We start from the raw sequence: 19,294 nt of genomic DNA on the forward strand, positions 1-19,294 counted from the left end.
GGTCATGCATGATGAACGGCCCCACCGTGCGGGACCTCCGCCCCTACCCGCGAGGGTGCGTCCCGCGCTGGGATGAGGGCAGGAAGGTCTCGAGGGGAGGAGCCATCATGCGAGTCCAGTCCAGGACATCATGACCACCGAGGTCGCCTCGGTCAACGGCAGCACCCCGTTCAAGGACATCGCTGAAGTGCTCATCGCTCACGGCGTCAGCGCCGTACCGGTGGTCGACGCCGAGAACCACTGCCTTTCCTCGGCGGCGTCGAACCGGCGGCGATCTGGGCGTCGCCGCTCAGCTGGTCTGGAGGGTTGCCGCTCGAAGCGGCACGCATCCGCGCCGGCCGCTGGCTATTGACAACTGACGGTGGGCAGTGTGGATGGGTATGGGGGATCGTCCGTCCGTCGAGTCAGCAGCGCAGGGAGTCGGCCAGTTCGCTGGCGGAGTTGCTGATCCGCGCGAACCGTTGCCGTTGCTGCGTAAGGAATTGGGGACCGGGCCTGGGGGTTTGTCGGGGCGGGAGGCGGCCCGGCGGTTGGCGGTGTACGGCCTCAACCAGGTCCGGCGGCGCGAGCGTACCTCGCTGGCCGGCGAGGTGACGCGTCAGCTGGCTCACCCGCTGGCGTTGCTGTTGTGGGCGGCGGGTGCGCTGGCGTTCGTGGCGGGCATGCCGGTGCTGGGCTGGGCGATCCTGGCGGTGATCGTGGTGAACGCGGTGTTCGCGCTGCTGCAGGAGCGCCAGGCCGAGCGGGCGGTGGAGGCTTTGGCGGCGTATCTGCCCGAGCGCGCCAAGGTGATCCGCGATGCCCAGCATCAGACGGTGGAGGCGGCCCGGTTGGTGCCGGGCGACCTCGTGCTGCTGGAGGAGGGCGACAAGGTGCCCGCCGATGCCCGGCTGGTTGACGGGGCGGTGGAGGTGGACCTGTCCATGCTGACCGGGGAGTCGATGCCGGTGGAACGGGTCGCCGGCCCGGCCCAGGAGGGGGTGGCGTTGCTGAGTGAGCCGAACCTGGTGTTTTCCGGCACCAGCTGTGTCGGCGGGCAGGCCACCGGGATCGTGTTCGCCACTGGGGGGCATACCGAATTGGGCCGCATTGCCGCGCTCAGCCAGCGCACCCGCCGCCAGCCCAGCCCGCTGGAGATTCAGGTCAAAAAGGTCGCGTGGCTGATCGCCGTGGTCGCCATCGGCATGGGCGCGGTGTTCCTGCTGGTGGGCATGTGGGTGGGGCTGCCGCTGAGGGACGCGCTGATGTTCGCGATCGGGTTGCTGGTCGCCAACGTCCCTGAGGGGCTGCTGCCTACCATCACCCTGGCACTGGCTATCGGCGTGCGGGTCCTGGCCCGCCAGGGGGCTGTCGTCAAACGGCTCAGCGCGGTGGAGACTCTGGGGTCCACGAACGTGATCTGCACCGACAAGACCGGCACGCTGACCCAGAACCGGATGCATCTGGAGGCGATCTGGACCCCTGAATCCGGCGTCGTGACCAATGGGGACCGGCTGCCGTTGCCCGGTGAGCTGGCCCGGGTGATGACTGACTGCAGCACGGCCACCTATGACGAGGGTGGCCGGTTGCAGGGGGACCCGACCGAGACCGCCCTGATCGAGGGCGCCGTCGGCGCGAGGCTGGATGCCGGGACCGATGGTGCCGCCTCCGGGCTCGCGCACCGGCTGGCAGACAGGGACGCCCGGCTTGTTGCGGTGTTCCGCTTCGATCCCCGGCTGCGGTTGATGTCGACCATCACCCGGGACACTCCTTCCGGTGGGCAGGGCATGCACATCAACGTCAAGGGCGCGCCCGAAGCGGTCCTCGCGCGCGGTACCCTGCCTGAGGACCAGCGCGCGAGCGTGCTGGCGGCCGTCGGCCGGCTCGCCCATGGCGGGCTACGGGTGTTGGCGATCGCCACCCGCGAACTACCTGCCGGTGCCGTGCCGCCCGTACGGCGTGAGGACGCCGAAACCGGGCTACACCTGATCGGGCTGGCGGGCTTGTACGACCCTCCGCGTCCGGAGGTGGCAGACGCGGTGGGCCGCTGCCACACCGCCGGGCTGCGGGTCCACATCGTGACCGGCGACAACGGCGCCACCGCCGCCGCCGTCGCGGCGCAGGTCGGCATCGGTGTCCCGCGCCAGCACGTGGTCGCGGAAGCCGAGCGCCTCACCGACCGCCACCTGGACGAGCTGCTGACCAGTGATGCCGAGATCGTGTTCGCCCGGTCCTCTCCGGAAACCAAGCTGAAGATCGCTGACGCGCTGCGCGCGCACGGGCAGGTCGTGGCGATGACCGGGGACGGTGTCAACGACGCCCCCGCCCTGCACCGGGCACACATCGGCGTGGCGATGGGCCGGTCCGGCACCGACGTGGCCAGGGAGGCCTCCACCATGGTGCTCACCGACGACAACTTCGCCACCATCGTCACCGCGATCGAATCGGGCCGCCGTGTCTATGACAACGTGCGCAAGTTCATCCTGTACATCTTCGCCCACGCCGTCCCCGAGATCGTTCCGTTCCTGATCTTCGCGCTCAGCGGCGGGCTGATACCGTTGCCGCTGACCGTGCTGCAGATCCTGGCCATCGACCTGGGCACCGAAACCCTCCCGGCGCTGGCGCTGGGCCGCGAGCCCGCCGAACCCGGCCTGATGAACCGCCCGCCCCGGCACGCCTCCCAGGGCGTCATCTCCCGCGCCATGCTCGTCCGTGCCTGGGGTTATCTCGGCCTGGTCTCCGCGGCGCTGGTGATGGCGGCGTTCTTCTACGTGCTGTGGCGCGCCGGCTGGCACCCGGGCGACCCTACCGGGCCCGGCCATCCGCTCCACCACGCCTACCTGACCGCCACCACGGCCACCTTCGCCGGACTGGTCACCTGCCAGGTCGGCACCGCCTTCGCCGCCCGCACCGACCACGCCTCCCTCCGCCGGGTCGGTCTTACCAGCAACCCGTTGCTGTTGGGCGGCATCGCCTTCGAGCTGGCCTTCACCGCCGCCCTGATCTACCTGCCCGCGCTACAGCGCATGTTCGGCACAGCCGCCCTGCCTCTCGACGTCATCGCCATCATCGCCGTCTTCCCCCTCATCGTCTGGGGCACCGACGAACTCCGCCGCTGGGCACTACGCCGTCACACGACCCCACCAGCGGGCAACTGACCCGACGAGTTCGCGGCCCGCCTCGACAGCCTCTTGAGCAGCAGCAGTCACGCCTGTTCGACGAGACGAGCCCAGCCGTCCGCGTCCGATCCGCCGGGGCGGGAGCGACGGAACGGGTCCCAGTGAAAAGGTCCGTCTCCCGGGCCAAGAGACTGCGCCGTTGCTCCGGCTGGCCGGCCGCGGGAACCGGCGATAGAGAGCGGCGTGGAATCGAACCGAGCCTGCCTCCGCCCTGGGGTTGAGGACTCTCGGGCCCTTCATCGTCATGCCTGGTAGTGGCGAAGGCGAGAGGGTAAGGGACCCGAGAAGGGGATGGATAGTTCAAGAGGGGATGAACTACTCGGGAGGGGTGCCGACCTGGCCAGGCACCTGCCCTTGCAGACGGTCGGCCACTTCATGGAGAGCATCTGCGCAAGCCCGTGACTGGGCAGTCAAGGGGAAGCCCGGTAGAGGTGGTCGCGCGGTCGGCTTGATGCCCCGCTATCAGCGAAGGTGGACAGCAATGACTCTGCGGATCGTGGCGGGAACGGCCAACCGTGCACTGGCTGATTCCGTCGCCGAGATCCTGGGCACCGAGCCGGCTTCGGTGAGGGTGGAGCGGTTCCCGGACGGTGAGCTACGGCCCGCTGTGGATGAACTGCAGGGCGCGGACGTCTACGTGGTCCAGCCCACAGGTCCGCCGGTCAACGATCACGTGGTGGAGTTGCTGTTGCTGGTCGATGCTTGCCGGCGGGCAGGTGCGGCACGGATCACTACGGTCGTGCCGTATTTCGGGTATGCCCGTCAGGATCGTCGTGGCCGGGCCGGGCAGGCGATCGGGGTCCGCGTTGTCGCCGAAGCGCTTGCTTCGGTGGGCACGTGGCACCTGATCGTGGTCGATCCGCATACGGTGGCGCTGGAGGCCATCTGCGCGGTCGGAGTGGAGATGCTGACGGCGGTGCCGTGGCTTGCCCGGGAACTCGGTGCGGGTTTGCTTGGTGAGCAAGTGCCGGACGGAGCCGTGGTGGTCGCGCCTGATCTGGGCGCGGTCAAGCTGGCTGAGCATTACGGTGCCTTGCTGTCTCGGCCTGTGGCGGTGGTACGCAAGACCCGGTTGAGCGGGACGAGGGTGGTCGCCGAGGAACTGGTGGGAGACGTCCGCGACCGGCCGGTGGTCATCGTTGACGACATGATCAGTACGGGCGGCACGATCGAGGCGGCGGCGGAGGTCGTAGTCCGTGGCGGCGCGGCGCCGGAGATCGTCGTGGCCGCGACCCATGGCTTGTTCGTGGAGGCGGCGGTTGAGCGTCTCCATCGTGCCGGAATCGGTCGGGTGCTGGTCACTGACACGCTCGCCCAGCCGGCCACGCCGGCGATGCCGCTTGGCGTGTGCTCGGTGGCTCCGATGCTGGCCGATGCCATCGGGCGCTTGCATCGTGATGAACCGCTGGATGACCTGCTGGCCCGGACCTGACGGTTTTCGTGGTGACGGGCATGCGTGCCGACTGAACCAGCGAAGAGGAGACGACATCGGGAGGGAACAATGCCACACTCACGAGTACAGAGCGTCGATCACACCGTTCAGACCACCAACCGATGGCTGGCCGACCTGGCTGAGGTGATCGGGACCGAGGACCGGGACTTCGCCCTGCGGGTGCTGAAGGCCTGGTTGCACGCGGTCAGGGATGGTTTGACCGTGGACAGCGCGGCCCACTTGGCCGCGCAACTGCCCGATCTGCTTCGTGGGGTGTACTACAGCGGCTGGGAGCCCAGCCGCGTACCGATCCGTCGCGGTCGGGAGGAGTTCATCGAGTACTTCGCTCGGTCAGCTCGCATCAGTCTCAGGGATGTGTCCGAGCTCGCCCCCGCGGTCACGGAATTCCTGTGCGGGGAGCTCTCGGAGCCGTCGGTTACGCATGTGCTCGACCGGCTCTCACACGACGTACGCACCGTGTTGCAATCCACAGGGACGGCCAGGAGGGGATGATCGTATGTCCGAGCCGATCATCGTGGGTGTGGACGGTTCCCGGGCAGCGCTGGCCGCGGTGCTGTGGGCGGCCGACGACGCTGCCCGGCGCGGCTGCGACTTGCGGATCGTCCATGTCGAGGAGCCGCTCCTGTACGGCGGGCAACTGTACGAGCGCTCAGCTGACGACCCGGTTCGCAAGGAAGGTGAGCGGCTGCTGGCGGAGGCCGCCGCGACGGTGGCCGAGTTCCGTAGCAAGGTCCGCGTGAGCACCGAACTGCTCTACGGCCGCACTGCGGAGATCTTGCGCGCGCAGGCCGGTGAGGCTGCGGCCATCGTGGTGGGCAGCCGCGGCCTGGGCGGATTTGCCGGGCTCCTGCTGGGCTCGGTGGGGTTGGGCCTCGCCGGGCACGCGGCAGGGCCCGTGATCGTGGTCCGCGGCACACCAACGGTAGTACAGGGCGAGATCGTCGCCGGGATCCACCCTGAAGATGCCGTACACCCGGCCATCGACTACGCCTTCGAGGAGGCACAGGCACGCGGAGCCCGGCTGCGGATCGTACACGCGTGGGATCTGCCGTCGACCAGAGCAGCCGCGCGCATCCCACCAGACCTTGAATTCATCGCCCAAGCGCAGCAAAAACATGTCCATGAGAAGCTGTCGCCATGGTTGAAGCGGTACCCCGGTGTAGCGGTGACCGAGTCGGTCTTCCGCGGAAATCCCATCGCGGCGCTGTGCGGGACCTCCGCACATGCCGACCTGGTCGTCGTGGGGTCGCGGGGCCGGGGAGTGCTCCACTCGGCCGTCATCGGCTCGGTCAGCCACGGTGTCCTGCACTACGCATCCTGCCCAGTCGCCGTCGTACGGCCGCGTATCCGAACCGACTGAACAGGCGTCAGTGGAGGCCCGCTGACGAGATCCGCCGACTCACGGCAACTTATGTCGCCTTCGTGGATGTCGGCCGAGCCACGTTGGGCCCTGAGCCGGGAAGCAACCTGATCAGCGGCTTCGCCATGCCCGCGACATCCGAGGCACGCCACACACGATGAAGACCTGTGAGGCGCTCTCCCTTCGCCGGCATTGTCCGGATCAGGTAGCTAGGGGTCGCTGGTCCGCCTTCCGGCTTTCCGGCCTCTCAGCCCTTCCATCGCTCCTCCGCAGAGGCTCTCGGGTCAGGCTCCCTCGCTCGTCTCACAGGCCTAATCCCACGTTCCCGCCGCCTGGATCAGCCCGGTAGGGACGAAAGTCCTTGACCCTAAGGACGCTCAGTCATCGTTGTTGGGACCTTCGGCTGGGTAGAGGGCATCGAGGGCTATGCATGCGCCCCGGATCCCAGGGTGGACGTGGATGCTCTCGTCACTGGTTCTGGGGTGTGAGCCGGGTTCGACCTGAGTGAGGGGTAGGCCATGACGAGTCGGGTGGTGTGGTTGTCGCGGCTGTCCCGGTCCGACGTCGGCTTGGTGGGTGGGAAGAACGCCTCTCTGGGAGAGATGATCCAGAATCTGGCCGAGAGCGGGATCCGGGTACCTGAGGGGTTCGCGACCACGGCAGATGCCTATTGGGAGTTGGTGGCGGCGAACGCCTTGCGGGAGAAAGTGGCCCGTCACATCGCCCGGCTGCACGCGGGCGCCGAGCTCGGCGAGGTCGGCCGGGCGATCCGGGGCCTGTTCCTCGACGCAGAACTGCCTACGGCGCTCGCTCGCGAGATCTTGGATGCGTACGGTGAGCTCGCGTCGTCGGCGGGACGGGACAACCCAGAGGTGGCGGTGCGTAGCAGCGCTACCGCGGAGGATCTTCCTGAGGCCAGCTTCGCGGGCCAGCAGGAGACGTTCCTCAACGTTGTAGGCGGCGAGGCGCTGCTGGACGCCTGCCGGAAGTGCTATGCCTCCCTGTTCACCGATCGGGCGATCAGCTATCGAGAGCACCACGGGTTCGACCACTCGGCGGTGGCGTTGTCGGTCGGGGTGCAACGCATGGTCCGCGCGGACCTGGCCGGCGCCGGGGTGATGTTCTCGATCGACACCGAGAGCGGCTTTCCGCGCTCCGTATTGATCAATGCGTCGTGGGGCCTGGGCGAGACGGTGGTCAGCGGCCAGGTGGATCCCGACGAATACGTGGTCTTCAAACCTCTCCTGGGCCGAACGGAGCTGCGCCCCATCATCTCCCGCAAGACAGGTGGCAAGGAGCGCAAGGCGGTCTATGCGGCCACCGGCACGCGAACGGTCGATACCTCCACGGCGGAACGCCTGGGGCAGGTCCTGGACGATGGTGAGATACTCACGCTGGCCCGATGGGCAGTGCGGATCGAGGAGCACTACGGCACAGCGATGGACATGGAGTGGGCCAAGGACGGCCACACCGGTGAGCTGTTCCTGGTCCAGGCAAGGCCCGAGACCGTGCAGGCACGCAGGGAAGCCGCGACGCTGCGGGAGTACCGGCTCACCGAGGCCGGTGCGCGGCTGGTCCGCGGGCTGGCGATCGGCGATGCCATCGCCGCGGGCAGGGTGTGCAACCTGTATGACTCGGGCGAGATGGACCGGTTCGTGCCTGGGGCGGTGCTGGTCACCGCGATCACCGACCCCGACTGGGAGCCGATCATGAAGCGGGCGGCCGCGATCGTCACCAATCACGGTGGCAGGACATCGCACGCCGCCATCGTCAGCCGCGAACTGGGCGTGCCCGCCGTTGTCGGGTGCGGCGAGGCCACCCGCGTTCTGGCCGATGGCCTGCAGGTCACGGTGTCGTGCGCGGAAGGTGACGAGGGCGCCGTGTACGAGGGCACCCTCGCCTTCGAGGAACGTGATGTGGACCTCGGCGAGCTTCCCGTGACCCGCACCAAGGTCATGCTGAACCTGGCCAACCCAGCGGCGGCGTTGCGCTGGTGGCGACTGCCCGCCGACGGCGTCGGGCTGGCCCGCATCGAGTTCGTGGTCAACAACCACGTCAAGATCCATCCGATGGCCTTGCTCCACCCTGACCGGCTCGACGTGTCCACCAGGCGGAAGATCGACGAGCTCACCCGCGGATACGATGACAAGCCCAGCTATTTCGTCGACACCCTCGCCCACGGCGTCGCCCGTATCGCGGCGTCGCGCTGGCCCGACCCGGTCGTGGTCAGGATGAGCGATTTCAAGACCAACGAGTACGCCCGCCTCATCGGCGGTGAACCGTTCGAGCCCGCCGAGGAGAACCCCATGATCGGCTGGCGTGGAGCCAGCCGGTACTACAGTCCCGGCTACCGGGAAGGCTTCGCTCTGGAGTGCCAGGCCCTCCGGAAGGTCCGTAACGAGATGGGACTGACCAACGTCATCGTGATGATCCCGTTCTGCCGAACCCTGGAAGAAGCCGACCACGTCCTCAAGGTGATGGCCGAGGAACACCTCGTGCGCGGCCATGACGGGCTGGAGGTCTATGTCATGGCGGAGATTCCCGCCAACATCGTGCTGGCGGACGAGTTCTCGGCCCGCTTCGACGGCTTTTCCATCGGCAGCAACGATCTCACCCAGCTCACACTCGGAGTGGATCGCGACGCCGAGTCCTTGGCACACCTGTTCAACGAGACCAACCCGGCGGTCACCCGGAGCATCCGGCATCTCATCTCCACGGCGCACGCCCATGGCTGCAAGGTCGGGCTCTGCGGGCAGCGGCCCAGCGACGACCCGAACTTCGCCCGGTTTCTCGTGAACGCCGGGATCGATTCGATCTCGGTGACCCCGGACAGTTTCTTTGCGGTCAAGGCCCACGTCGCCGCCGCCGAACGCGAGGGCGCCATCGTTCCTTGAGGCAACCCCACGCGAGGGCCTCGACCGCACTGCCGGACGTTCCCTAGGCCGCGGGCGTGCCCTTCTCCATGCGTGGGCGGGCACGCACGCAACCTGGGTGCCCGGAAGGCCCAGCGGAGGACTGAGGACTGGTTCAACCGGCACGGCCTGTTCCGATGCGGCACCATCCGCTATCCGAAGGCGACGAAATATGTCAAGGACGGCGAGAGCTGCGTAGCTGGTACGAAAGCCAATTCTCTATGCATTTGTTGAAATTGCAGGTCAAAGATGCCTTTGTCGGGTTTCTCGTGCCGTCGGTGGAGCAGCACCACCATGAAGCGGAATCGCGAGGAAGGAAGATCAGCGACATGACGACAGCGCGTGATGTTATGCACCGTGGCTGTGAGTGCCTGCAGGCCAACGAGACCATCGACGTGGCGGCACGCCGGATGGCGGAGCTGAACGTCGGTGCACTGCCGGTCTGCGGCGATGGAGGCAGGCTCAGGGGGATCATCACCGACCGGGACATCGTCGTGAAGTGCGTCGCGAGGGGTAAGAACCCGGCCGCGGTCTCTGCTGGGGAGCTCGTCGAAGCAGAGCGTGTGTGGTCCATCGACGCGAATGCGGACGTCGAGGAGGTCCTGCATCAGATGGTCGAGCACAAGATCCGCCGCCTGCCGGTGCTGGAGAACGAGGAACTGGTCGGCATCATCAGTCAGGCCGATCTCGCGGCGAAGCTGCCCGGGGACAAGGTGGGCGAGCTGGTGGAAGCCATCTCGGCAACTTCCCACTGAAGTACAACGGCAAGTCCCACTGCTCCTGGTCCATGCGAGCAGTCATAACGAAGGCCCGCGACGCCTCGCCGCCCACCGCCGGAGGCCCTGGTGACCAGACTCCGTGGGGGCACCAGCTGCGGTTCGCGGGCCGCTCCGCTGATAGGTGGGCTCGGCACGTCGTGGAGGTCATGCGGTTCAGCAACGGGTTCCACGCCCAACGGCGTGATGCTCGCCCCTCACCAGGTCAGTGCGGTAGCCGTCGGCCCTGGGCTGCAAGCGGTGCGGATGGCCGACCGGAAGCTGGACGAGCACCACCCAGGGCCGTGCCCCCGAACCCCGATCCGTTCCCGTGCCACACCTTGCACGCCCTGCGCGACAACCCCATCGCCGGCACGCCGGACCTTGGTGCCGACGCCGTCCTGGTTCCGTCCGCCAGCCAGGCGCCCGTCCGGACTGAAGCAGACCGGTGATGGGATGATCTTGCGGACGCCGCTGAGGGCGGCGAGATCCAAGGCTGACCTCGCTGCTGCTCTGCGCTTGCTTGATCGGCGAGAACCCGGCATGAAGCAAGGACTGATTCAGCGTAATCTCATTCCTCAATGAGAGATTACGGGGGCAGGAGTGCCGAGCAGCGCCGGGCCGAACGGCGAGCGCAGCTGATCGAGGCCGGGTTCGAGCTGTTCGGTACCCAGGGGTACGCGAACACCTCGATCCGTGCGCTGCTGCGTCGGGCGGAGCTTCAGGACCGATACTTCACCGAGAACTTCGCCAGCATGGAGGAACTGCTGGGGGCGGTGTACGACCAGATCAGGGACGTCGCCTTCGAGAAGGTACGGGCTGCGGGTAACGCGGTGGGAACGCCGGTGGAGCGGCTGCGGCTGATGATCGACGCCAACGTTCGCATCCTCGAGGAGGATCCGCGGTTCGCCCGCGTCACGATGATCGAGATCTTCGGCGCCGGTCCAGTGGCCGAGCAGCATCGGCAGCGGGGCCTACGGGAGTCGGCCGCCGTAGTGGCGGGCATCATGCCGCCTCTGTTGCCCGGACGCGGCCTGGACCGGGACGCGGTCTCCATGGCCATCACGGTGGGAGTGAACGGGTTGTTCATGGACTGGGTGGCCAAGGGATTCAACATGACACGGGAGCAGGTCGTGGAGCACTCGATGCTGCTGGTCAAGGGCGTGCTGCACGAGGCGTGTGAACCCTGCTGACACTGCTCGGGTACGGGTTCAGTAGGACCTGGGCAGCCCGAGTTCGTGCTGGGCGATGTGGGCCAGGATCAGTTCCTCGGCGACGGGGATGCTCTTGGTGAGCCGGGCGTCGCGGAAAAGGCGGGCGACAGGGTATTCCAGGCTGTAGCCCATGCCTCCGTAGGTCTGGAGGGTGCGGTCGGTGGCCTGCCAGGCCGCGTCCGCGGCAGCGAGTTTGGCTATGTTGGCCTCCGTGCCACAGGGTTGATGCTGATCCCACAGCCAGGCCGCCTTGTACGTCATCAGCCTGGCCAGCTCGACCTGCGCCTTGATCTGGGCCAGAGGGAACGCGATTCCCTGATAGGCGCCGATCGGCTTGCCGAAGGGCGCGCGGTTGCCTGCATAGCCAGATGCGATCTTCAAGGCGAGTTCCGCGGCGCCGACGGCGCTGCCCGCCACGATGATGCGCTCCGGGTTCATGATCTCCCACAGCACGGCGAAGCCCTCATCGACCTTACCTATGACGTTCTCAGCGGGGACGCGTACCTCGTTGAGGAAGACCGCGCTGGATGCGATCGTGTTGTTGCCCAGTTTCGGAATGGGCTCATACGTGAGCGTGCCCTTGGCGACCGCCTCCTCGACGTCGACGAGGAGAACCGTGAACCCGCTGGTACGCGGCGTGGCCTCAGTTGCCGGGGTGGTACGGGTGACGAGCATCATGTACCGGGTCCGTTCGACACCAGAGACCCAGATCTTCTTTCCCGTCACGACGAAGTCATCGCCGTCCCGGACGGCCCGAGTACGGATGTTCATCGCGTTGCTACCGGTGTCGGCCTCGGTGATCGCGAAACAACCCTCGAACTCGCCCGCGGCCAGACCTGGCAGCAGCGCGCGCTTCTGCTCCTCGGTGCCGTGGCGGGCGATGGTGAGCGCTCCGAAGGCGGGGGTCAGGAGATAGAAGAAGCCACCGGCCACGCCGGCGCCGGAGGCCGAGAACGCCTCGGCGGCCACGACGAGCTCGAGCAGCCCGTGGCCCGCTCCCCCGTACTCCTCGGGCACGGCTAGGGCGAGCCAGCCACCCTCGATCAGGTCGCGCCAGACAGCCTCCGGCCATCGTTGTTCCGCGTCACAACGGTCCCAATACTCCAGCCCGTACCGCGACCCGACCGCGGCCACGCCGTCGCGCACGACACGAGCGCTTTCTGGCAGGTCGAAATCCACCCCGAACCCCCTCTTCGTTATCGTTCATCACGCTATCGGTACAGGTCCTGACGGCTTCGAGCGCGTCATGGCCCGGTCGCGTCGGCTCCGGTGTGGTGCTCGACCTTGTCGAGTTCGGCGAGGGCCCACAGGGCCCAGTCGCGCACCATTTCGAAGTTACGCAGACCGAAACCGGCGGCGAGCCAGCCGAACGGCACTTTCCCCTGTGAGGGATCCAGTGGATCGCTCGCCATCATCTCGCGAATGTCGTCGGCTTCCCTGGCGCTGCTGCCGGCGAGCTCTCGCAGGAGCTTGCGGGCGTCGTTGGCTTCGAGTGCCGGCAGCAGGAAGAGCCGGAGCACCAGCTCATTGCGGACCGCGTGACGTTGCTGCGGCGTCGTCATCCAAGAGTCGAACTCAGCGTGTCCCATGGCGGTCAGGGCGTAGCTGCGCCGTCCTCGCGCTCCTTCGGCGACGACCTCGATCAAGCCCTCTTCGGCGAGGCGGGCGAGCTCCGGGTAGATCCGGTTGTGGCCTGCCTGCCAGGCATAGCGTCCCAGTGGCCCTTCGAACGCCTTGGCCAGGTCGTAACCGCTTGCGGCCTGCTGTGCCAGCAGGCCGAGCAGGGCATAACGCAGGGACATGGTCCTCCTCTCTCATCACCAAACCGCTTATGTCCATACTGACATGTCAAAACAGAATATATCTATATAGACATATCCATTCGGACACGTTCGGGCTCGCCGCTGCGGAGGCGCGTGGCTTGCCGATGCCGGGTCGCCCGGTCGCATCTGATGGCAAGTGGCATCTGATACCTTCTGTCATCAGATGGACCGAGGGCATTTCAGGGGGGCATAGATGTATCTCACTCAGGGACTGCATCGTGCGTTGCAGCAAACACCGGAGCGGCCTGCCACGATCTACAAAGGTCGGGTCAGGACGTACCGGGAGAGTGCCGATCGGGTGGCCCGCCTCGCGGGCGCCCTGTTGGCTCTTGGCATGGCCGAGGGCGACAGATGCGCCATGGCCTCGCTCAACTCCGATCGCTATCACGAATACCTGCTGGCGACCTGGTGGCTGGGCGGGGTCGTCAACCCGATCAACGTCCGATGGAGCCCAGCGGAGATCGCCTACTCCCTGAACGAATCCGAGACCCACGTTCTGCTGGTCGACGACGCCTTGATGGGAGTCGTACCGGAACTGCGCGATCGGTGCCCAGGACTGACCACGGTCATCTACTGCGGTGAGGGTTCCGTGCCCCCTGATGGGATGCTGTCCTACGAAGACCTCATCGAAAGCGCACGACCCGTAGACGATGTACGGCGGGGCGAAAGCGCGCTGGCGGGGATCTTCTACACGGGAGGTACGACCGGATTTCCTAAGGGCGTCATGCTCAGCCACGTCGGCATGCTGACCTCGTCCATGGGCACGGAGATGCGCTCACGACTGGCGGCGCCGGGCGGCCGTCTGCTGCACGCCGCGCCGATGTTCCACCTCGCCGCCCTGGCGGCATGGACGACGACGCATGTGGGCGGCGGTACCCACGTCATCGTCCCGTCCTTCGAGCCGGTGACCGTCATGAACGCCGTTCAGGAACACCGGGTCAACGTCCTGCTGCTCGTACCCCTGATGCTTCAGGCACTAGTCGACCATCCCCAGATCGAATCCCATGATCTTTCGAGCATCACCGGGATCAGCTACGGCGGATCCCCCATCTCCGAGGCGTTGCTCGCCCGGTCGATGAAGGCGTTCCCGTCGGCGGAGTTCGCCCAGGTGTACGGGATGACCGAACTCGGCCCCGTAGCGGCCGTGCTGACTCATGCGGAGCACTGGCCGCAGGCACGGCTGCGCTCGGCGGGGCGGGCCGCTCCCCACTGCGAGATGAGAATCGTGGACGCCGATGACCAGGAGGTGCCGCGCGGCACCGTCGGAGAGATCGTTGCTCGTGGCGAGAACATGATGCTCGGGTACTGGAACAAACCGGGTGAGACTGGTGCCGCTCTTCGCGGGGGCTGGATGCACACCGGAGACGGCGGCTACATGGACGAGGACGGCTACGTCTTCATCGTCGATCGCCTGAAAGACATGATCATCTCCGGCGGAGAGAACGTCTACTCGGCCGAGGTGGAGAATGCCATCGAACAGCATCCCGCGGTCGCCGCCTGCGGGGTGATCGGCGTACCCGACGACCGGTGGGGCGAACGCGTCCACGCCGTGATCATGCTGCGGAACGGCATGTCCGTGACTGGCGAACAGATTCGCGATCACGTCAAGAGCCTCATCGCCGCCTATAAGGCGCCACGCAGCTGGGAGTTCGTCGATATGTTGCCGATCTCCGGCGCAGGCAAGGTGCTCAAGCGGGCGCTGCGAGAGAAGTACTGGAAGGAGGGCCACAGGCAGGTCGGCTAGGCCGCGGACTGCGGCAGGGCGGAAGTCGATGCCCTTCCGCCGGGGCCGCTGCGAGAGTGTTCACATGAAGAACGTGACCTTGTTCGCTTCCCGGCTGGAGCGCAAGCACCCGTTCCGCCGGTGGAAGACCTGGACGATGCCAGGCGGGCTGACGCTCACCGGATATTCGCGGGGCCAACGACGGGACGTTCTTCCACCCGCCTTCGACCCGGCCCAGGGCGGGGGTGGCTTCAAAGGAGGAGTTCGCCGTGGGCAAGGGCGGCTCGCACGCGGTAGCCAGTAGCTGCTCGTCCGGAATGTCGAGGCCCGCCGAGAAGGGTGGTCCGTCGACGCTGAGGTGGATCATGTCCGCCCACCTGCCGGGTTCGAGGGTTCCGATGTCCGCCCGCCCGAGTGCGGCCGCCCCACCCCGGGTGGCCATGAGGAGCATCTCCCGAGCGGTCATCGCGAGGGCATCCATGGCTGACAGGCGGGTGAGCATCGCCGCAAGCCTCATCTCCTCCCACAGGTCGAGATCATCATTGCTGGCCGGCCCGTCGGTACCCAGGCCTACGGCGACATCTGCGGCACGGAACGCGGCGAGGTCGGCCCTTCCTGAGGCGAGCTTGGCGTTGGAACCGGGGCAGTGACTGACGCCGACCCCGTGCTCGGCCAGCAGCTGCACATCCGCACCGGACAGGTGAACGCTGTGGGCTGCGAGGACTCGTCCGTTCAACAGGCCGGCCTTGCGCAGTAGCCGCGGCACTGAACCGTACTCGAGCCGCTGTTTGAGGTCCTCTGACTGGGACTCGGCGAGGTGAATGTGCACGAGAGCGCCACGAGCTGCTGCCGCCTCCGCTGTCGCCTCCAGTGCTTCGAATGGGAGCGTGTAGGCCGAGTGGGGGCCGTAGCACAGTTCGACGCGGTCGGCGGGTCCGAACCTCAAACCGTCCTGATCGATCCACTCGCCAATGGCGGCCATCGCACATCGCCAGTTTCTTCCTGGCAGGTCGAAATACACCGGCGCCACCAGTACGCGGCTGCCCGCATCGAGGGCGGCGGCCACGACCTGCTCACTATGAAAGTACATCTCGGCACTGGTCGTCACCCCGTACCGGAGCATCTCGATACAACCAAGCAACATGCCTGCGTACGCATCTCCCGGGCGCATGCGGTCCTCGGCCGGCCAGATGACGTCCTGGAGCCACGACATCAGCGGAAGGTCTCCGCCCATCCCCCTCAGCGGAGTCATCGCCGTGTGGGCGTGGGCGTTCACCAGGCCAGGCATCAGGATGCCGGAAAGTCGCGTCTCGATCGCCCCCTCGGTGGGCGGTGCCTCCGCGGCCCGGCCACAGTAAGTGATGCGGCCACTACCGTCCACATCAAGGATCGCGTCACGCACGACCGAGAAGTCAGCAGCAACGGGCAGAACGATCGGCGCGTAATACCGTCGCGCGTGGCTCATAGTCGATTTCAGCCAATCAGAGGTAGGTGGATTACAGGGGGTTCACTCCGGCGCGACTTCGGAAGACCGCCTGCCGACGGCGAAATCGTCATGGCCCGGCAGTGGAGACCCCAAGCGACAGCAGCGCTCGGCCGGAAGCAAAGATCTGATGTTATCGACAATCAGATGGCGCTTGCCATCTGATTGTCAGCGCCAGCGCTGTGAAGCTCACCACAGCTACGTCAGCCCACCGAGGCTTCGAATGTCTCCCGGAGTACACCCCTGACCAGCAGCATGGCGTGTTCGACGATCTGCTCGCGGGTCAGACTCGGTGAGTTGGTCAGCCAGTCCGTGAACACTCCGTTGACGCCGGCGACGAGCGCTCTCGCCACAACGGTCCGGTCAAGTCCGCGCTGTGGCTGTGGTTGGGGAAGCACGCTCGCCACGGCGTCCGCGTACTGCCTCAAGCCACGCTGGCGGTGCTTCTCGACGAGCGGTCCCGCGCCGAGCACCTCGATCAAGGCCACGCGGGCGTACCGAGGATCGGTCTCGAGCTTGCGTGCGTTGGCTTCGACCATTTGGTGGAGTCGTTCCACCAGTGTCGCGCCGGGATCTACCGCATCGATGATCTCTTCGAACGCGGCTTCGTGCGCCTTGTCGTACACCTCTGCGAGGAGTTCTTCCATGCCTGCGAAGCTCTCCGCGAAGTACCGATCCTGAAGACCGGCCTCGCGCAGGAGGGCACGGACGGACGTGGCGGCATACCCCTGAGTCCCGAACAACGCGAAACCGGCATCGAGCAGCCGAGCGCGCCTTTCGGCACGGCGTTGCTCAGCAGTCTTGCCACCATAATCTCTCATCGAGAGGACATTACTAAGGCTGCACCTGTGAAGCGCTCGCGGAGGCGCAAGCATGCGGCAACCGCGTGATTAAACCTGCACCTCCGCGCCCAGGGCGACCATCACTGCGCCTGTGCCGCGTCGGTCTCCCGCAGATCAAGGATCCAGGAGGCGGGATGGCCCAGGAGTAGTACCAGGAGCGAAAAGGCGCCGATTCCCGGGATGAGTGCCGCCAGGGCGAGAGCCAGCACCAGGAGGCCCGTGGCGACGATCGAGTCGAACAGCTGCCGGGCCGGAACGCCGCCACTGTGTTTGGCGATGTCGGGATCCGCACGAATGATCATGATCATCGCCAGCTGGCAGACGTTGCTGGCCAGCACCGTTGCGATGTAGAACGTCGCGGTGAATCGATCGTCGTTGAACCCGCCGATCATCTCGGTCGGGAACGGGATGACTGCGATGGTCAGGAGCCAGCACAGGTTCACCATCACCAACTGGTGGTTGTAGGCCTTGACCCGTTCGAAAAGCCGATGGTGGAAGATCCACAGGCGTGCGATGACGCCGAAGCTGATCAGGAAACTGAAGATCTTCCAGCCGTTCTCGGTGACTACCGCGATGGAGCTCGTGTGTGCGGCGACGGCCTCAGGGATCGCGTCGGCCAGTGGCAGGACGAGGAGGGTCAAGGCGATCGCGACAACCGCATCGCTGAAGAAGGTCAGTCGCTCTGGAGGCCGGTTCACGGTCGGTGGCATGACAAGATCCTTAGTATCTGGGGGCACGCTTGATCTGATGGAAGGTTTTATCAGATTTGCCGCGACCTCGGAGCCGGCCCCCATACCGGCTCCGATTCAGCCACGATGGCGTCGATCCGCAGGTGCGGTTCATGAGCCGCTCATGCGATCAACTGCTTCGTCAGCGATGTCGCGCAGTGGTTCGCTGTTTCCAGTACATGAAATCGGCCACGGACTCGGCGGTGGCCTCGTCGACTACGAGTCTCGCCGCACGTTCGGCGATCCCCAGCACGGCCGCGTTGGTCGGCGCCGACACGATGGATGGCATGACGGAGGCGTCGGCCACCCGCAGGCCGTCGACGCCGTGCACCCGTAGCAGCGGATCGACCACGGCCAGCCCGGCCGTGCCGATCCGGCAGGTGCCCACAGGATGGAAGTACGTGGTCGTGCTGCGCCTGATGTAATCACGGGCCGCGTCGTCGTCGCGGACGTGATCGCCGGGAAGGAGTTCGGCCGCGCGCCATGGCGCGAGCGCGTCGCTTTCGCCGATGGCACGCGCCAGTCGCATGCCGGCGACCATGCGATCGAGATCCCAGTCATCAGCGAGATAGGCCGGGTTGAGAACCGGCGGGACGGTCGGGTCGGCGCTCTGCAGCCGGAGCGAACCGCGGCTCACCGGGCTCACCAGCGAGAAGAAGATGGAATATCCGTCGGGCCGCGCGCCCGACCAGTGCAGTTCCATGGCCGCGGGGACGAAGCTGATGAGCAGATCCGGATCGACGTTCTCGGCGCTGCGGGCGATCACGCGCGCCTGTGTCGAAGGGTCGGCGTCGACGGGCTGCTTGGCGGCGTACGTCACCCAGCTCAACGGATGATCGTGCAGATTCCAGCCGACACCGGGAAGATCCACGACTACGTCGATGCCCAGGTCGCGAAGGTGCCTGGCGGGCCCGATGCCGGACAGCATGAGGATCTGCGGAGACCCGATCGCACCGGCGCTCAGGATCACTTCACGGTCGGCGCACACCGTACGCACCTCGCCGCCCACGACGTATTCGGCGCCGTGGCATCGCGTTCCGGCGAGCAGCAGTCGCCGGACGTGCGCACCCGTGATGACCGTGAGGTTGGGACGAGACAGCGCCGGACGCAGGTAGGCGTCGGCCGCACTTTGCCGTCGACCCGCGACGACATTCCGTTCGCTCCATGACACTCCCTCGTTCTCCGTGCCATTGCCGTCCTCGCAAGCCGGGTATCCCGCCTCGACAGCGGCGTCGTATGAGGCGCGAGACAACGGCCCGGGAGGGGGACCGGACGTGATGAGCATCGGCCCGTCGGTACCGCGCTCTCGGGGATCGCGGCCTTGGGCGCTTTCGCTGCGCTTGAGAAAGGGCAGCATCATGGTGTAGTTCCAGCGGGTGGCGCCTTGTTTCTCCCAGGCGTCGTAGCCCGACCGGTGCCCACGATCGTGCATCATGCCGTTGATGCTGCTCGACCCGCCCAGCACCTTGCCGCGCGGCCATTTGTGGACGAAGCCCTCAGTTCCCGCCTGGGGCGTCGTGGAGTAGGCCCAATCGACCGATGAATTCCATAGGCCAATGGCGGACACCGAATCCCCGTTGTACATGCCTTCAGGGCCTTCGCTCGCTCCCGCTTCCAGAAGCACCACACGTGTGTTCGGATCCTCCGACAGACGTGCGGCGAGGACGCTGCCGGCTGTGCCGCCTCCGATGACGACGTAGTCGTAGCTCTCCTTGTCGGCCATGTAAGCGTGCTCACTTTCTCTAGGTGGATGGTGGCCCATCTGATGGCATACGTCACCAGATGTCGCATCTGATGCTACCTGCCATCAGATATCTCCAGAGAGCCGGATCCCTGCGAGGGT

15 protein-coding genes and 1 riboswitch are annotated in these 19,294 nt (G+C 66.5%); of the genes, 9 read left to right on the plus strand and 6 right to left on the minus strand.

Translation table 11 applies throughout. The features are described 5' to 3' along the window. Positions 1-130 precede the first annotated feature (130 nt). The 8 genes from ABGB18_RS45930 to ABGB18_RS45965 all read left to right on the plus strand — a co-directional run bounded on the left by ABGB18_RS45930 (position 131) and on the right by ABGB18_RS45965 (position 10,831). Positions 131-352 carry a CBS domain-containing protein gene (locus ABGB18_RS45930; RefSeq protein ID WP_347702015.1) on the plus strand — a complete coding sequence of 74 codons (222 nt, stop codon included), beginning with the start codon at positions 131-133 and terminating at the stop codon, positions 350-352. 28 nt (positions 353-380) lie between these two features. Beyond that, the gene (locus ABGB18_RS45935; RefSeq protein ID WP_347702016.1) at positions 381-3,137 is read left to right on the plus strand and encodes a cation-transporting P-type ATPase; all 2,757 of its coding nucleotides are present in this window, start codon (positions 381-383) and stop codon (positions 3,135-3,137) included. 502 nt (positions 3,138-3,639) lie between these two features. Further along, positions 3,640-4,590, plus strand: a complete 951-nt coding sequence (locus ABGB18_RS45940) for a ribose-phosphate pyrophosphokinase (protein WP_347702017.1) — start codon at positions 3,640-3,642, stop codon at positions 4,588-4,590. Positions 4,591-4,659: 69 nt separating this feature from the next. Continuing rightward, positions 4,660-5,103, plus strand: a complete 444-nt coding sequence (locus tag ABGB18_RS45945; RefSeq protein ID WP_347702018.1) for a DUF2267 domain-containing protein — start codon at positions 4,660-4,662, stop codon at positions 5,101-5,103. Positions 5,104-5,107: 4 nt separating this feature from the next. Then, positions 5,108-5,971, plus strand: coding sequence for a universal stress protein (locus tag ABGB18_RS45950; RefSeq protein WP_347702019.1), 864 nt, complete (start codon positions 5,108-5,110; stop codon positions 5,969-5,971). Between the two features lie 161 nt (positions 5,972-6,132). Continuing rightward, a riboswitch (TPP riboswitch) is annotated at positions 6,133-6,277 on the minus strand. Positions 6,278-6,489: 212 nt separating this feature from the next. Continuing rightward, positions 6,490-8,865, plus strand: coding sequence for a phosphoenolpyruvate synthase (gene ppsA, locus ABGB18_RS45955; RefSeq protein ID WP_347702020.1), 2,376 nt, complete (start codon positions 6,490-6,492; stop codon positions 8,863-8,865). A gap of 239 nt (positions 8,866-9,104) precedes the next feature. After that, the gene (locus ABGB18_RS45960; RefSeq protein WP_347702021.1) at positions 9,105-9,638 is read left to right on the plus strand and encodes a CBS domain-containing protein; all 534 of its coding nucleotides are present in this window, start codon (positions 9,105-9,107) and stop codon (positions 9,636-9,638) included. A gap of 581 nt (positions 9,639-10,219) precedes the next feature. Then, a complete protein-coding gene (locus ABGB18_RS45965) occupies positions 10,220-10,831 on the plus strand; it encodes a TetR/AcrR family transcriptional regulator (RefSeq protein ID WP_347702022.1) in 612 nt (203 codons plus the stop codon). 18 nt (positions 10,832-10,849) lie between these two features. Here the strand turns inward: ABGB18_RS45965 and ABGB18_RS45970 are convergent, their stop codons facing one another. After that, positions 10,850-12,031, minus strand: coding sequence for an acyl-CoA dehydrogenase family protein (locus ABGB18_RS45970; protein WP_347702023.1), 1,182 nt, complete (start codon positions 12,029-12,031; stop codon positions 10,850-10,852). Positions 12,032-12,096: 65 nt separating this feature from the next. Then, positions 12,097-12,654 carry a PadR family transcriptional regulator gene (locus ABGB18_RS45975; protein WP_347702024.1) on the minus strand — a complete coding sequence of 186 codons (558 nt, stop codon included), beginning with the start codon at positions 12,652-12,654 and terminating at the stop codon, positions 12,097-12,099. A 214-nt stretch (positions 12,655-12,868) separates the two neighbouring features. On the opposite strand from ABGB18_RS45975, the gene ABGB18_RS45980 reads away from it, so the two are divergent. Continuing rightward, positions 12,869-14,419 carry a long-chain-fatty-acid--CoA ligase gene (locus tag ABGB18_RS45980; RefSeq protein WP_347702025.1) on the plus strand — a complete coding sequence of 517 codons (1,551 nt, stop codon included), beginning with the start codon at positions 12,869-12,871 and terminating at the stop codon, positions 14,417-14,419. On the opposite strand, the gene ABGB18_RS45985 is transcribed toward ABGB18_RS45980, so the two are convergent. From ABGB18_RS45985 to ABGB18_RS46000, 4 genes are all read right to left on the minus strand, one after another. Further along, the gene (locus tag ABGB18_RS45985; RefSeq protein ID WP_347702026.1) at positions 14,364-15,863 is read right to left on the minus strand and encodes an amidohydrolase family protein; all 1,500 of its coding nucleotides are present in this window, start codon (positions 15,861-15,863) and stop codon (positions 14,364-14,366) included. The two genes, ABGB18_RS45980 and ABGB18_RS45985, sit on opposite strands and share 56 nt — an antisense overlap. A 221-nt stretch (positions 15,864-16,084) precedes the next feature. Further along, a complete protein-coding gene (locus tag ABGB18_RS45990) occupies positions 16,085-16,702 on the minus strand; it encodes a TetR/AcrR family transcriptional regulator (protein ID WP_347702027.1) in 618 nt (205 codons plus the stop codon). A 101-nt stretch (positions 16,703-16,803) separates the two neighbouring features. Continuing rightward, positions 16,804-17,433, minus strand: coding sequence for a TMEM175 family protein (locus tag ABGB18_RS45995; RefSeq protein WP_347702028.1), 630 nt, complete (start codon positions 17,431-17,433; stop codon positions 16,804-16,806). 160 nt (positions 17,434-17,593) lie between these two features. Then, on the minus strand, positions 17,594-19,174 hold the full coding sequence (locus ABGB18_RS46000) for a GMC family oxidoreductase N-terminal domain-containing protein (protein ID WP_347702029.1): 1,581 nt from the start codon (positions 19,172-19,174) through the stop codon (positions 17,594-17,596). Positions 19,175-19,294: the final 120 nt, after the last annotated feature.

The sequence above is a fragment of the Nonomuraea sp. B12E4 genome, from assembly GCF_039871825.1.
Classification (GTDB): domain Bacteria; phylum Actinomycetota; class Actinomycetes; order Streptosporangiales; family Streptosporangiaceae; genus Nonomuraea.

What these genes read in the sequence shown, in the direction of transcription:
- ABGB18_RS45930 (WP_347702015.1), top strand. Translation starts at nt 131, where the DNA reads ATGACCACCGAGGTCGCCTCGGTCAACGGCAGCACCCCGTTCAAGGAC.
- ABGB18_RS45935 (WP_347702016.1), top strand. Translation starts at nt 381, where the DNA reads ATGGGGGATCGTCCGTCCGTCGAGTCAGCAGCGCAGGGAGTCGGCCAG.
- ABGB18_RS45940 (WP_347702017.1), top strand. Translation starts at nt 3,640, where the DNA reads ATGACTCTGCGGATCGTGGCGGGAACGGCCAACCGTGCACTGGCTGAT.
- ABGB18_RS45945 (WP_347702018.1), top strand. Translation starts at nt 4,660, where the DNA reads ATGCCACACTCACGAGTACAGAGCGTCGATCACACCGTTCAGACCACC.
- ABGB18_RS45950 (WP_347702019.1), top strand. Translation starts at nt 5,108, where the DNA reads ATGTCCGAGCCGATCATCGTGGGTGTGGACGGTTCCCGGGCAGCGCTG.
- ppsA (WP_347702020.1), top strand. Translation starts at nt 6,490, where the DNA reads ATGACGAGTCGGGTGGTGTGGTTGTCGCGGCTGTCCCGGTCCGACGTC.
- ABGB18_RS45960 (WP_347702021.1), top strand. Translation starts at nt 9,105, where the DNA reads ATGCATTTGTTGAAATTGCAGGTCAAAGATGCCTTTGTCGGGTTTCTC.
- ABGB18_RS45965 (WP_347702022.1), top strand. Translation starts at nt 10,220, where the DNA reads ATGAGAGATTACGGGGGCAGGAGTGCCGAGCAGCGCCGGGCCGAACGG.
- ABGB18_RS45975 (WP_347702024.1), bottom strand. Translation starts at nt 12,654, where the DNA reads ATGTCCCTGCGTTATGCCCTGCTCGGCCTGCTGGCACAGCAGGCCGCA.
- ABGB18_RS45980 (WP_347702025.1), top strand. Translation starts at nt 12,869, where the DNA reads ATGTATCTCACTCAGGGACTGCATCGTGCGTTGCAGCAAACACCGGAG.
- ABGB18_RS45985 (WP_347702026.1), bottom strand. Translation starts at nt 15,863, where the DNA reads ATGAGCCACGCGCGACGGTATTACGCGCCGATCGTTCTGCCCGTTGCT.
- ABGB18_RS45990 (WP_347702027.1), bottom strand. Translation starts at nt 16,702, where the DNA reads ATGAGAGATTATGGTGGCAAGACTGCTGAGCAACGCCGTGCCGAAAGG.
- ABGB18_RS45995 (WP_347702028.1), bottom strand. Translation starts at nt 17,433, where the DNA reads ATGCCACCGACCGTGAACCGGCCTCCAGAGCGACTGACCTTCTTCAGC.
- ABGB18_RS46000 (WP_347702029.1), bottom strand. Translation starts at nt 19,174, where the DNA reads ATGGCCGACAAGGAGAGCTACGACTACGTCGTCATCGGAGGCGGCACA.